The following is a 13,590-nucleotide window of genomic DNA, read 5'->3' on the forward strand; positions in this document are numbered from 1 at the left end:
CACTTAAACAGGAGTATCCACGTGTCCGATCTCTATATTCACCGTCTCGCCGCCCTCATCGATCAGGCCGCCAAGACCAATGAAGAGGCCTTCGGCCAGGCGGCCAGCCGCTTTGCCGACTCGCTCCAGGGCGGCGGGCTGGTCCACCTCTTTGGCTCGGGCCATTCGGTGCTGCCGGTGCAGGAAGTGTTCCCGCGCTATGGCAGCTATGTCGGCTTCAACCCGCTGACCGACCCGCGCGTGATGTGGCACAACGTGCTGGGCGCAGGCGGCGTGCGCGAATTGCTTTGGCTGGAACGGACGGAAAAGTACGCCGAGAAATTCCTGGACCACCAGCCGCTCAACAAGGGCGATTCCATCATCATCTTCGGCCATAGCGGCCGCAACGCGTCCGGCATCGACACCGCCCTCTATGCCAGGAAGCGCGGCATCTTCGTCGTCGCAGTGACCAGCAAGAACAATCTCGACAAGCCGGCCACGCACTCCTCCGGCAAGCGACTGGCCGATGCGGCCGACCTCGTCATCGACACCTGCTCGCCCATCGAGGACGCCATCGTGCCGGTCGAAGGCTGGAGCCGTCCGGTCTCCGGCTCGTCCACCGTGCTCGCCATGATCATGGCGCATGAACTGATCGCCCGCACCGCCGAGCAGCTCGCCAAGCGCGGCATCGAACTGCCGGTCTTCGCCTCGCCGACGATCGCGGGCGTGACCTTGCACGACACCGACGTCATTTACGGCGTCTATCGCGAGCGCATGCTGGAAGCGCAGAAGAAGCACCTGCCGGCCTTCCAGGCGACCATGCGCGGCGAATAATGCCGATATCGGGGAGGCGCCGCGGCGCCTTCCCGAAGCGACTACCGTCGCTTCCCCAAGCGACTATCGTCCCAGCAGATTGCGCTCGACGGTCTTCAGATGCGCCAGCATGGCCTGGCTGGCGCTCTCGGGGTCGCGGCGCAGCAGTGCGTCGAGAACCATCTGGTGCTCGCTGCAGTAGATGCTGCGGCGCTCCTCGGAAAAGGAGCGCTTCTTCATTTCGAACCACGGCGCCTGATTGCGCAGGATGCGCATCAGATTGTGGATCTCCTTGAGGAATTCGTTGCGCGAGCAGGCGAAGATGCGGTGGTGGAACTCCGCGTCCCAATGCTCGAAAGTCGGCATGTCCTGAGACTCGCAGGCAATCCTGTGTGCCTCGCGCACCGCGTTGAGCTCCATGGCGCTGGCATTGGTGGCCGCGAAGGAGGCCGCGGCCGGCTCCAGCAATTGCCTGATTTCCATCATGTCGGCCGGGCTGGTGCCTTCCATGCGGCCGACGACGGCCGTCATCGAGGCGGGATTGGGGGCAGTCAGGAAGGTGCCGCGCCCGACATGGCGTACTACCGTGCCGTCATCCTCCAGGAAGGAGACGGCGCGTCGCATCGTGTTGCGCGCGACGCCGAATTCGCTGGCCAGATCGCGCTCCGGCGGGATGCGGCCATTCTCGATCCATTCGCCGGAAGATATCCGCTTCTTCAGCGCGGTGGCGATGTCGCTGGCGACAAGCTTCGGCATTTCTGGTCGCTTTTATCTGATCCAATATTGAGCCATTGATAGCAGCTTCCGGCGCCGCCGTCCACAACCGGCTTTGGCGGCTCTGCAAGGCGGATTGTCGTGCCGGTCTCGCATTTCTTTTTGGTAAGGCCAGTTCAGATTCTGCTTGCGGCCTAAACCAATCGGCGCTAGCGTGTAACAAAAGAGCGATAAATTGGCTCAATATTGGTTCAGGGAGGACTGGATGCGGGTCGCGACTTTCTCGATATCAGGCGAACGTCGCGTCGGCCTCGTCGACCTGGGCGCGCAGACCGTCGCTCCTTTCGATTTTTCCGTCGAACAGGCCAGGTCCGGCATCCTGGCGCTGATCGAGCGCAACGGCGCCGGCATTCCGCGCACCCTGTCGCCGATCCCGCTGGCGCAGGTCGAGATCGAAGCGCCGATCCCGCAACCGCGCCGCAACATCTTCTGCGTCGGCAAGAACTATCACGAGCATGCCCACGAGTTCGCTCGCTCGGGCTTCGATTCCAGCGCCGGCGCCGGTGCGATCCCCAAGCATCCGATCATCTTTTCCAAAGTGCCGGAATCGGTCGTCGCCAACCATGCCAGCGTGCTGATCGATCCCTCGGTCTCGACAGCCATCGACTACGAGGCGGAACTCGCCGTCATCATCGGCAAGGGCGGTCGCGGCATTTCGCGGGAAAATGCGCTCGACCATGTCTGGGGCTACACCATCGTCAACGACGTCACCGCCCGCGACCTGCAGGGCAAATACAGCCAGTGGCTGATCGGCAAGTCGCAGGACACGTTCTGCCCGATGGGGCCATGGGCGGTGACCAGGGACGAACTCGACCTGGCGACCGCCGGCATCAGGTGTTTCGTCAATGAGGATCTGCGCCAGGATTCCCGCATTTCGTTGCTGATCTTCGACATCCCGACCATCATCGCCACCCTGTCGCAAGGCATCACGCTGAAGCCCGGCGACATCATCGCCACCGGCACGCCGGTCGGCGTCGGCATTGGTTTCGATCCGCCGAAATATCTCAAGGCCGGCGACGTCGTGCGCATCGAGATCGACGGCATCGGCACGCTGGAAAACCGCTTCGCGGAGCTCGCACGATGACCACGGTGACTGTTGGCCAGGTCGTTGCCGAAACCGTGGGCGCGGGCGCCGCCGTGGTAATGATCCACGGCCTTGGCGGCACCTCGAACATGTTCCAGCCGCAGATGGCGGCGCTGTCGGCCCATCGCGTCATCCGGCTCGACCTGCCGGGTTCGGGCCGCTCGCCGCGCCCGATCGAACCGCTGACCATCGAAGGCATGAGCGAGGCCGTGATCCGCGCCATGGCCGGCATGGGCGTTGCCTCGGCGCATTTCGTCGGCCACTCCATGGGCACCATCGCCTGCCAGCAGATCGCGGCGACGCAGCCCGCGCTGGTCAGGTCGCTCGTCCTGTTCGGGGCTTTGGCCGAGCCGGCGGAGGCGACGCGGCAAGGACTGGGCAAGCGGGCGCAACTGGCGCGATCCGGCGGCATGTCCGATATTGCCGACCAGATTGTCGCAAATGCGATCTCGGCGCACAGCAGGGAGACTTCGCCGGCGGCCGTCGCCTTCGTTCGGGAATCCATCACCCGCCAGGATCCGGAATCCTATGCCCGCACTTGCGAGGCGCTGGCCAAGGCGACCGCCGTCGATGCGCGCAAAATTTCAGCGCCGACGCTGCTGGTCACCGGCGACGCCGACACCGTCAATCCGCCCGGCGTCGCCCAGGCGCTTGCCGACAAGATCAAGGGCGCCGTATTCTCGTCGATGGATCGGTGCGGGCATTGGGCGACGGTCGAGAGCCCGCGCGAAAGCAGCCAGAAACTGGCCGATTTTTTGAGACGGGTTGATAGGTGAGGAATACTGATCGGGCGTAGAACTCATGCGCTCGGCAAGTTGGGAGGCTTGTGATGGCAGACGACAGCTGGAACGGAAACGGTTCGACCGGCACGCTGTTCACCAATGTGCGCGTGCTCGACGCCACGGGTGAATACCCCTACACCGGCGAGGTGCTGGTGCAAGGCAACCGCATCAAGCAGATCACCAAGGGCTCGTCGCGCTTCGGCTCGTCTTCGTCGTCTTCCTACAGCGGCGGCGCGACGGTTATCGACGGCATGGGCGCGACGCTGATGCCGGGCATGATCGACGCGCATCTGCACCTGTCCTGGAACAATGCGCCGGGCATCGACCCCATCCAGATGATGGAGGTCGAGGAGCACATGCTGGTCACCATGGAGATGGCCAAGCTCGTGCTCGACGCCGGCTTCACCGCCGGCCGGGGTGCCGCCGCCGCCAAGCCGCGCCTCGATGTCGTGGCCAAGAAATTCATCAACCAGGGCCGCTTCCCCGGACCTCGCTATCTCGCGGCCGGTCCCGAGATCACCACCGTCGGCGGCCTCGGCGATTCCGCGCCCTCGCATATTCCGCATGAGGGCCTGAACCTCGGCCTTGTCGTCTCCGGGCCTGAGGAAATCCGTCGCACCGTGCGCCAGCTGATCAAATACGGCGTCGACTCCATCAAGCTGAACCTGTCGGGTGAAAGCATCACCGGCATGGGCGCCGAGGAGACGCCGATGTCGGAGGAGGAGGTCGCCATGGCCGCTTCCGAGGCGCGCTGCCGCAACAAGGTGCTGTCGGCGCATGCGCGCTCGTCCGGCTCGGTCAAGCAGTGCGTGCGCCACGGCATCCAGAACATCTACCACGCCTCCTTCGCCGACGAGGAAGCGCTCGACATGCTGGAGGCGGTAAAGGACAAGCACTTCGTCGCGCCCGGCATCGCCTGGCTGATCAATACCGCGCGCTATGCCGAGCAATGGGGCATCAAGCCGGGCTCGCCGCTGTCGCTCGAATATGAGCGCGAACTCGAAATGTGCATCGACACGATGAAGAAGATGCACCGGCGCGGCATCCGCGTCTGCATCGGCGGCGATTACGGCTTTGCCTGGACGCCGCAGGGCACCAATGCCAAAGACATCCAGACCTTCGTCGAAATGCTCGGCTTCTCGCCGATGGAAGCGATCCAGGCCGGCACCAAATATGGCGGCCAGATCATGAACATGGGCGACGAGCTCGGCCTGATCAAGGAAGGCTACCTTGCCGATATGCTGCTCATCGACGGCGATCCGATCTCCGACGTGCGCATCCTGCAGGACAAGAACCGCATCCTCGCGATCATGAAGGACGGCAAGTTCCACAAGGCGCCGCGCATCAATGAGCAGCGCCGGCGGCTGACCGCATGAGCCTGCTCGACCGGCCATCTCAGACGCTTTCGAGCGGCGGCATGACACTGCGGCAAGCCTGGGGTGTCGTCGGCCTGCTTGCGGCTGCGATCCTCGCATGGCTGGTCTTCGCCGTCTGGCCGGATTGGCTGAACGCGATCCTGATTTCCAAGAAGGCCTTCGTCAGCGCCATCCTCAACGGCATTACGCTGGCCGGCCTCTATTTCCTGGTCGCAAGCGGTTTCACGCTGATCTTCGGGCTGATGCGCAACGTCAACCTGGCGCATGGCTCGCTCTATCTGCTCGGCGCCTATATCGGCTACGAGGTCACCAATCGAACCGGCTACTGGCTGCTCGGCGTCGCTGCCGGCTTTGCCGTGCTCGCCATCGTCGGCGTCGTCATGCAGGTCTTCGTCTTCCGCCGCCTGGAAGGCGACGACCTGCGCCAGACCCTGGTCTCTATCGGCATCTCCATCGTTGCCGCCGACCTGATGCTGGCGGTATGGGCGGGCGGCACCTATCAGATCACCACGCCTGAATGGCTCGACGGCGCCTTGACCTTGCCCGTCATCACAGCCGTGCGCTCCAACGGCGCCTCGGTCTTCCTCACCTATCCACTCTACCGCGTCGTGGTGCTAGCGGCGGCGATCGTCATCGGCGTCGGCCTCTGGCTGATGCTGCACAAGACCCGCGTCGGCATGATGATCCGCGCCGGCGTCGACGACCGCGCCATGCTGCAGGCCTCCGGCGTCAACGTGCACGCTGTCTTTGCCATTGTCTTTGCCGTCGGTGCAGGGCTCGCCGGCTTTGCCGGCGTCGTCGGAGGGTCGGCGCTGTCGGTCGCTCCCGGCGAGGATGTGCGCTACCTCCTGGCTTCGCTGGTGGTGGTCATCGTCGGCGGCATGGGCTCGATCACTGGCGCGGCCATCGGCGCGCTGCTGATCGGGTTGGCCGAGCAGATCGGCCTCGTCTACTTCCCCACCTACGGCATCGTGCTCACCTTCGTCATCATGGTGGTGACGCTGGCGGTTCGGCCGCAAGGCATCATGGGGAAGGCAAGATGAGCCTTGCCATTGCTACCGGCGCCACGACACAGCGAAACTGGCTGGAGAAGCTCGGGCCCGGCCACATCATCCTTGGCACGGCACTGGTGCTCTATCCGCTGGTGGCCTCGGATTTCTTCCTCACCCAGATCGGTGGTTATTCGCTGATCTTCGGCATGCTCGGCCTGTCGCTGATGCTGCTCGCGGGCTATGGCGGCATGGTCAGCCTGGCGCAGATCACCGTCGCCGGCATAGCGGCCTATGCCATCGCCATCCTCGGCAACGCCAATTCCAACATCCTTGGTCTCGGCTGGCCGTGGTGGCTGGCGGTGATAGCGGCCGTTTTCGCGGCGGCATTGGCTTCGGCCCTGATCGGCTGGATCTCGGTGCGCACCGAGGGCATCTACACGATCATGATCACGCTGGCGATCGCCACCGCGACCTACTATTTCGCGCAGCAGAACTACGCCATCTTCAACGGCCATTCCGGCTATGCCGGCATCCGTGCACCGGCCTTCTGGGGCATAGGCTGGCGTGACGCCAAGCCCTTCTACTATCTCTGCCTCGGTCTGGCCGCGCTGACCTACGCGGCGGTGCTCTACGGCTCGCGCTCGACCTTCGGCATGACCTTGCAGGCGATCCGCGACAATCCGCGCCGCATGCGTGCGCTCGGCTACCACGTCACCGCGCACAAGGTTTTCGCCTGGCTTCTTTCCGGGGTCATCGCCGGACTGGCCGGCGTGCTGCTGGTCTGGTTCAACGGCCGCGTCTCGCCCGGCACCATCGGTGTCGATGCGGCGATCGACGTGCTGATCATTGCCGTCATCGGTGGCTTGCGCCACCCGATCGGGCCGTTTCTTGGCGCGCTCGTCGTCGTTCTGATGCAGACCTTCGCCATCGACATCGTCGGCGCCGAGCGGTTCAACACGCTGATCGGCATGGTGTTCCTGGTGATCGTCTTCGTCTCGCCGGATGGAATTCTTGGGTTGTGGGGGAGGATAAAACCGCATCTTGCCCAGGAGTCCTTGCGTCCCGGACCTTAGGAGCCGGGACGGATGAACCACTGCAAAACCAAATCAACGGGAGGAAATCATGAGGATGCATAGACGGACATTACTGGCGCTGGCGGTGTTCACCGGGCTCACCGCGCCGTCGATGGCGCTGGCCGCCGACGACACCATCAAGATCGGCCTGCTCGCCACCTTCGAGGGACCGTTCACGGTGCTGGGCGAGGACGGCGAACGTGGTGCCATGACGGCGATTGCCGAGATGAACGGCACCGTCGCCGGCAAGAAGATCGAGATCGTCAAGGGATCGTCCGACGCTTCGCCCGACAGCGCCGTGCGCGCCGCGCGCAAGCTGGTCGAGCAGGATGGCGTCAAGGTGCTCGTCGGTCCGCTGTCGGGCGACGAAGGCATCGCCGTCAAGGACTACGCCAAGACCCAACCCACCGTGACCTTCATCAACGGCACCTCGGCCGCGCAGGACACGACTTTGCGCGATCCGGCGGAAAACTTCTTCCGCTTCTCGACCGACGGCGCCCAGTGGATGGCCGGCCTCGGCACCTACGCCTTCAAGGACAAGGGCTACAAGAAGGTCGCCACCGTCGCCGAGGACTATTCATTCCCCTACACGCAGGTGTTCGGCTTCATGGCCGAGTTCTGCAAGGCCGGCGGCCACGTACCGTCCAAATCCTGGGTGCCGATCGGCAACAAGGATTTCTCCTCGGTCATCGCCGCCATCCCCGAGGATGTCGACGCGATCTATGTCGCGCTCGGTGGCGCCGATGCCGTCAATTTCCTGACCCAGTACCAGCAGGGTGGCGGCACCGCGCCGCTGATCGGCGGCTCGATCACCGTCGACCAGACCGTGCTGACCTCGAAAGGCAAGCTGAAGGACGTGCTGAAGGGCACGCCGTCCGCCGGCCCGACCGCCGACACCAATGACGCGCCGGCATGGAAGGCCTTCGTCGAAGCCTACAAGAAGCAGCCCGGCGCCTTTCCGTCGCCCTCGCTCTTCGCCCATGGCTACTATGTCGACATGAAGGCGACGCTGCTCGGTCTCGACAAGGTTGGCGGCGATGTCTCCGACGGCGGCAAGAAGCTGCGCGAGGCGCTGTCGACGCTGTCCTTCGACACGCCGACCGGCAAGGTGTCGCTCGACAAGAACCGCAACGCCATCGCCGACATCTTCCTGACCGAAGTCACCGAGGGTTCGGACGGCAATCTCCTCAACAAGCTGGTCAAGGTCGTGCCGCAGGTCAACCAGACGCTCGGCATTCCCGAAGACGAGTTCATGAAGCTCGGCGCGGTCAACCGCGACAATCCGAGCTGCCCGTAACAGCTGATCCGAAGTGAAGCCGCCAGTGACCGAAAGCCTCGCAGCAAACCGCCTCCAGAGCACCGGCGCCTATGCGCTGGAGCTCGATGGCGTGGCGCGGCATTTCGGGGCGCTGGTGGCGCTCTCGGGCATCACCATGAGGATCGCGGCCGGCGAACGGCGCGCGGTCCTCGGCTCCAACGGCGCCGGCAAGACGACGCTCTTCAACGCGGTGACCGGTGACTTCATGCCGACGGCCGGACGCATCCGCTTTTTCGGCGAGGACATCACCGACCTGCCGCCGCATGAGCGCATCCGGCGCGGCCTGCGCCGCACCTACCAGATATCGCAATTGTTCAAGGGCCTCTCGGTCCTCGATTCCATCTTTCTCGCCTGTCGCGGCGTCTCGCGCAGCCGGTTCTCGCTGCTGCGGCCGTCGCCGTCGGACGTCAACATGGCGCAGGCCGAATCGATCCTCAACGCGGTGCATCTGGAAACCTATCGCGACATGCTGGTGGCGACGCTGAGCCATGGCCAGCAGCGCCAGCTGGAGATCGCGCTGGCGCTGGCCGGCGCGCCGCGCTTCATCCTGTTCGACGAGCCGGCGGCGGGCCTGTCGCCGACGGAACGCCGCGACCTCGTCGCCATCCTCAACGCGTTGCCGAAGCACATCGGCTACATCATCATCGAGCACGATCTCGATGTCGCGCTGCGCGTCTCGGAATATGTCTCGATGATGCACAATGGCCGCCTGTTCAAGGAAGGCACGCCGCAGGAGATCGAGGCCGATCCGGAAGTCCAGGAGATCTATCTCGGGGGCAAGCATGGCTGAGCGTCCCTCTCGCCAAACGTCCGGGAAGACGGCCAGGGCAATGCTGCGCATAGACGATCTGCAGGTCTTCTACGGCGAAAGCCATGCGCTGCAGGGCGTCTCGCTGGCGCTGGAAAGCGGCGTGCTGTCGGTGGTTGGCCGCAACGGCATGGGCAAGTCGACGCTCTGCAACACCATCGTCGGCCTGAAACGGGCGAAGTCCGGTTCGATCCGTGTCGATGGCCGCGAGATCACGGCGCTCGAGCCGCACGAAATCCACCGCCTCGGCGTCGGCTATGTACCGCAAGGGCGCCGCGTCTGGCCGAGCCTGACGGTTGATGAGCATCTGCGGCTTGCCGCCGGCACAAGGCGCGATGCGAGTTGGACGGTCGAGCGCGTCTACCAGACTTTTCCGCGCCTGGCCGAGCGCCGCGCCAATGGCGGCTCGCAACTGTCGGGCGGCGAGCAGCAGATGCTGGCGATTTCGCGCGCGCTGCTCAGCGACCCGAAGCTGCTGGTCATGGACGAGCCGACGGAGGGACTGGCGCCGGTCATCGTCGACCAGGTCGAGCGGATGCTGATCGATCTCGCCGCCGAAGGCGAGATGGCGGTGCTGGTCATCGAGCAGAATATCGGCGTCGCGACCGCCGTGTCCGACCAGGTCGCCATCATGGTCAACGGCCGCATCAACCGGCTGATGGACGCCAAGGCGCTTGCCGCCGACCGCGATCTGCAGCAGCGGCTGCTGGGCGTCGGCCGCCACGCCGAGGACGCGCCTGTCACGCCGGCGGAAGCCGCACAGGCCAGGGAGCAACTGGCGGAAGTCTATCGTGTCGACAGGGCTGGCGCCGGCTCGGCCGAGCCGACGCCGCAGAACGGCGTCTACCGTCCGGTCACCGAACTGCCCAACCGCTGGAACGTACCGGTCACCGAATTGCGGCAGGCGGCGGTCGACAAGGCCGCACCCCGGGACGATGCAAAAAAGATCTTTGCCATTCCCTTTGCCGAGCGCATCGGCCGCACCGTGCTGGTCGCCGGTACCTTCGATACCAAGGGCAAGGAGCTGCGCTTCGTCGCCGACCGGCTGAAGGCGCTCGGCCTGACGGTCCGCACCGTTGACCTCTCGACATCTGGAAAACCGACGAGCGCCGATGTCCCAGCCATGCAAGTGGCGGGCATGCACGCGCGCGGCTCGTCCGCCGTCTTCACGAACGATCGCGGCGGCTCGGTCAGCGCCATGGCGGAAGCCTTCGCGCGCTGGATCGAGCGCGAGCCGCGCATTGGCGGCGTCATTTCCGCCGGTGGCTCCGGCGGCACCACGCTGGCAACGGCGGGCATGCGCGTGCTGCCGGTAGGCATTCCCAAGCTGATGGTCTCCACGGTAGCGGCCGGCGACGTCGCCAAATATGTCGGCGGCGCCGACATCATGATGTTCCATTCGGTCGCCGATGTGCAGGGGCTGAACTCGATCACCGAACAGGTTCTGTCCAATGCCGCGCACGCCATGGCCGGCATGGTCGCGCAATTGCCCAATGCCGAAGCCTGGGAAGTGAAACGTAAGCTCGCACGGCCAGCGGTCGGCATCACCATGTTCGGGGTCACCACGCCTCTGGTGCAAGCGGTCACGAAGCGGCTCGAAGCCGACTATGACTGCCTGGTCTTCCATGCCACCGGCATTGGTGGGCGGGCCATGGAGACCCTTGGCGATTCCCGGCTGCTTTCCGCTTTTCTCGACCTCACCACGACCGAAGTGGCCGACAAGATCGTCGGCGGCGTCTTCCCGGCGACCGAGGATCGTTTCGGCGCGGCGATCCGAACCGGGCTGCCCTATGTCGGCTCGGTCGGCGCGCTCGACATGGTCAATTTCGGGCCGCGCGACAGCGTTCCGGAGAAATTCCGGAGCCGCAAATTCGTCATCCACAATCCCAACGTGACTTTGATGCGCACCACGCGCGACGAGAACCGAGCCTTCGGCGAATGGATCGGCGCGCGGCTCAACGCCATGAACGGGCCGGTGCGCTTCCTTCTGCCGGAAGGCGGCGTCTCGATGCTCGACGCGCCGGGCCAGCCCTTCCATGACCCCGAAGCGGACAACGCCCTGTTCGAGGCCATCGAGAGGACCGTTCGCCGCACGCCGTTGCGCATCGTCGAGCGGGTCGCTGCGAACATCAACGACACGCCATTCGTCGATGCGGTGATCGCGGCGTTCCATGCGATCGCGCCGAAGCTGCAGAGGCGGGCATGAAGAATTGGACTTCGCCACCTCATGGGTGGATGTTTGAATTTGCGGCCGGTCGCCTCGCGCCGACCGCATTGTCTTGGGGAGGATAGATCATGGACGCGCAGACCTTTGGCGCTTTCCTGTTGTGGCTGATCGTTGCCGCGGTCGTCGTGGTGATCGCCGTCTACATCTTGCGCTGGCTCTATCGCCGCTCGACCAAGGAGACGGCGTTCGTGCGCACCGGCTTCATGGGTGAGAAAGTGGTGGTGAATGGCGGCGCGTTCGTCATCCCCGTTCTGCATGAGATCACCCCGGTCAACATGAACGTGTTGCGCATCGAGGTGCGCCGCGAGGATGCGCTGGCGCTGATCACCAGGAACCGCATGCGCGTCGACCTGATCGCCGAATTCTTCGTGCGCGTCGGCGCGCACCGTGAACTGGTCGCGGCCGCCGCGCAGACGCTCGGCCGCCGTACGCTGCAGCCCGACAGCCTGCGCGAATTGCTGGAAGGCAAGTTCGCCGGCGCGTTGCGCACCGTCGCCGCGCAGATGACGCTGGAGGAAATGCACGAATTGCGCGGCGACTACGCCGCCAAGGTGCGCAGGCTTGCGGAGGAGTCGCTCGCCGCCAACGGGCTTGAGCTGGAAAGCGTCGCCATCGTCGACCTCGACCAGACCAGCCTCGAATATTTCGATCCGTCCAATGCGTTCGACGCCGAAGGCCTGACGCAACTCACGGAATCGATCGAGACCCGGCGCCGTATGCGCAACGAGATCGAGCAGCGCACCCTGGTCGATATCCGCAACCAGAACCTCGACACCCAGCGCAAGGTGCTGGAGATCGACCGTGACACCGAATACGCCCGCCTCGAACAGGAGCGCGAGGTCGAGATCCGTCGTGCCGCGCAGCGTTCGGAGCTTGCCATAGAGCGCGCGCTGCGCGACCAGGAGTCCGAACAGGCGCAGCTTTCATCGCGCGAAGCTGTCGAGAAGTCACGCCTCAACCAGGAGCGCAACATCACGCAGGAGCGCATCAACAGCGAGGAAGAGACTCAACGCCGCGAGATCGCGCGCCGCCGCTCGCTCGACGAAACCGAGATGAAGATGCGCGAATTGACCGAGCGCGAACAGATCGCGCTCGAACTGTCGCTTGAGAAAGCCCGTATCGAGCGTGAAGGCGCGCAGCGCGAACTCGAAATCCAGCGCAAGAAGCTGCTCGAAGTCGCCGAACTGGAGCGGCAGATCGCACTCGCCGAAAAGGCGCTCGAGGTGACGAAGGCCGAGGCCGAGAAGCGGCGCGCGGAAATTTCCGAGAACCAGGCGACCGAGACCGCGCGCATCGCGCAGGAGCGTGCCGTCGACGAGGTGCGGATCGCCCGGGAGCGTCATCTCGAAGCGCTGCAGATCGCCAAGCGGCAAGCCTTCGAGGAGGCCGAGATTTCGGCCGGCGAAGAGGTCGAACGCGCCCGCATCACCACCGAACGCGGCATCGAGGAAGCGCGGCTGATCAAGGAGCGCGACATCAGGCAGCTTGGCGTCGACCGCGACCAGAAGGTCGAAATCGCCGAGATCCAGAAGGCGATCGACATCGCCAAGAAGACGCAGGAGCGTTCCTCCGCCATCGCCGCTTCCGAAGCCGTCCGCGCCAAGGCGATCCAGGCCGAGGAACAGGCGCTGACAGCGCGCGAACGTGAGATCGCGGAGCGCCGCAAGCTGACCGACCTGATCGGCGCGAGCCGAGAGGCCGAGCGCGAGGCGTTGCGCATTACCGCTGCCGCCGAGGCCGAGATGAAGGCGGCGAAAAGTCTGGCCGAAGCGCAGAAGATCGCCGCACTGGCCGCGGCTGAAGCGGAGAAGATCCATGCGCTTGCGGCCGCCCAGCGCTATGAGGTCGACGCCGCCGGCAACCGCCAGCTCAACGAGGCCGAGAATCTCCTGTCCAGCGAGGCCCGCGCCGGCCGCCTGCGCGGCAAGCTGCTCGATCACATGGAAGGCATCATCCGCGAGAGCGTCAAACCGATGGAGAAGATCGACGGCATCAAGATCCTGCATGTCGACGGCATCAATGGCGGGCAGGGCGGCAGTAACCGCAATGTCACCGACGAGGTGATCGATTCCGCGCTGCGCTACCGCGTGCAGGCGCCGATGATCGACAATCTGATGAAGGAGATCGGCATCGAGGGCGGCTCGCTCGGCCGCATGACCGACGTGTTGCGCGACGCCAAGGACATTTCCAGCCTGACCCGCGACAAGAAAGGCAAGGGCAAGACCACCAAGGACGACGATGACGACCGCGACCATTGAGGGGAACGACTGCGCCGCCCCTCACCTGCCTGCCGGGATCCTCTCCCGGTATAGGGACGGGGAGAGGGGCGCGGTCGTTGATGGTTTCGCAAATCGCCAGCGTTGC

Annotated in this window: 11 protein-coding genes; 10 read left to right on the top strand and 1 reads right to left on the bottom strand. The window is 64.8% G+C overall.

Features of this window, described 5'->3' with window-relative positions:
* The first annotated feature begins 21 nt into the window (after positions 1–21).
* Positions 22–813, top strand: a complete 792-nt coding sequence (locus FJ967_RS05650) for an SIS domain-containing protein (protein ID WP_140730706.1) — start codon at positions 22–24, stop codon at positions 811–813.
* A gap of 63 nt (positions 814–876) precedes the next feature.
* Here the strand turns inward: FJ967_RS05650 and FJ967_RS05655 are convergent, their stop codons facing one another.
* Positions 877–1,548, bottom strand: coding sequence for an FCD domain-containing protein (locus FJ967_RS05655; protein ID WP_140730707.1), 672 nt, complete (start codon positions 1,546–1,548; stop codon positions 877–879).
* A gap of 223 nt (positions 1,549–1,771) precedes the next feature.
* Here FJ967_RS05655 and FJ967_RS05660 point away from each other — a divergent pair, with 223 nt between their 5' ends.
* The 9 genes from FJ967_RS05660 to FJ967_RS05700 all read left to right on the top strand — a co-directional run bounded on the left by FJ967_RS05660 (position 1,772) and on the right by FJ967_RS05700 (position 13,484).
* The gene (locus tag FJ967_RS05660; RefSeq protein ID WP_140730708.1) at positions 1,772–2,650 is read left to right on the top strand and encodes a fumarylacetoacetate hydrolase family protein; all 879 of its coding nucleotides are present in this window, start codon (positions 1,772–1,774) and stop codon (positions 2,648–2,650) included.
* Positions 2,647–3,426, top strand: a complete 780-nt coding sequence (locus FJ967_RS05665; RefSeq protein ID WP_140730709.1) for an alpha/beta fold hydrolase — start codon at positions 2,647–2,649, stop codon at positions 3,424–3,426. The genes FJ967_RS05660 and FJ967_RS05665 overlap by 4 nt, the downstream gene beginning before the upstream one ends.
* A gap of 53 nt (positions 3,427–3,479) precedes the next feature.
* Entirely contained in the window at positions 3,480–4,808 is a 1,329-nt protein-coding gene (locus FJ967_RS05670) for an amidohydrolase family protein (protein ID WP_140730710.1), read from the top strand.
* 41 nt (positions 4,809–4,849) lie between these two features.
* On the top strand, positions 4,850–5,851 hold the full coding sequence (locus FJ967_RS05675; RefSeq protein ID WP_181175684.1) for a branched-chain amino acid ABC transporter permease: 1,002 nt from the start codon (positions 4,850–4,852) through the stop codon (positions 5,849–5,851).
* The gene (locus tag FJ967_RS05680) at positions 5,848–6,873 is read left to right on the top strand and encodes a branched-chain amino acid ABC transporter permease (protein ID WP_140730712.1); all 1,026 of its coding nucleotides are present in this window, start codon (positions 5,848–5,850) and stop codon (positions 6,871–6,873) included. Before FJ967_RS05675 ends, FJ967_RS05680 begins: the two co-directional genes overlap by 4 nt.
* Before the next feature lie 49 nt (positions 6,874–6,922).
* Positions 6,923–8,170: an ABC transporter substrate-binding protein gene (locus FJ967_RS05685; protein WP_140730713.1), complete on the top strand. Its 1,248-nt coding sequence runs from the start codon at positions 6,923–6,925 to the stop codon at positions 8,168–8,170.
* Between the two features lie 25 nt (positions 8,171–8,195).
* Positions 8,196–8,981 (top strand): ABC transporter ATP-binding protein, encoded by a 786-nt coding sequence (locus tag FJ967_RS05690; protein ID WP_140730714.1) that lies wholly within the window; start codon positions 8,196–8,198, stop codon positions 8,979–8,981.
* A 40-nt stretch (positions 8,982–9,021) separates the two neighbouring features.
* Complete coding sequence (locus FJ967_RS05695; RefSeq protein ID WP_181175677.1) at positions 9,022–11,205, top strand: ABC transporter permease; 2,184 nt, start codon at positions 9,022–9,024, stop codon at positions 11,203–11,205.
* Positions 11,206–11,294: 89 nt separating this feature from the next.
* Positions 11,295–13,484, top strand: a complete 2,190-nt coding sequence (locus tag FJ967_RS05700) for a flotillin family protein (protein ID WP_140730716.1) — start codon at positions 11,295–11,297, stop codon at positions 13,482–13,484.
* The last annotated feature ends 106 nt before the right edge of the window (positions 13,485–13,590 follow it).

Source organism: Mesorhizobium sp. B2-3-4 (assembly GCF_006442315.1).
Lineage (GTDB): Bacteria > Pseudomonadota > Alphaproteobacteria > Rhizobiales > Rhizobiaceae > Mesorhizobium.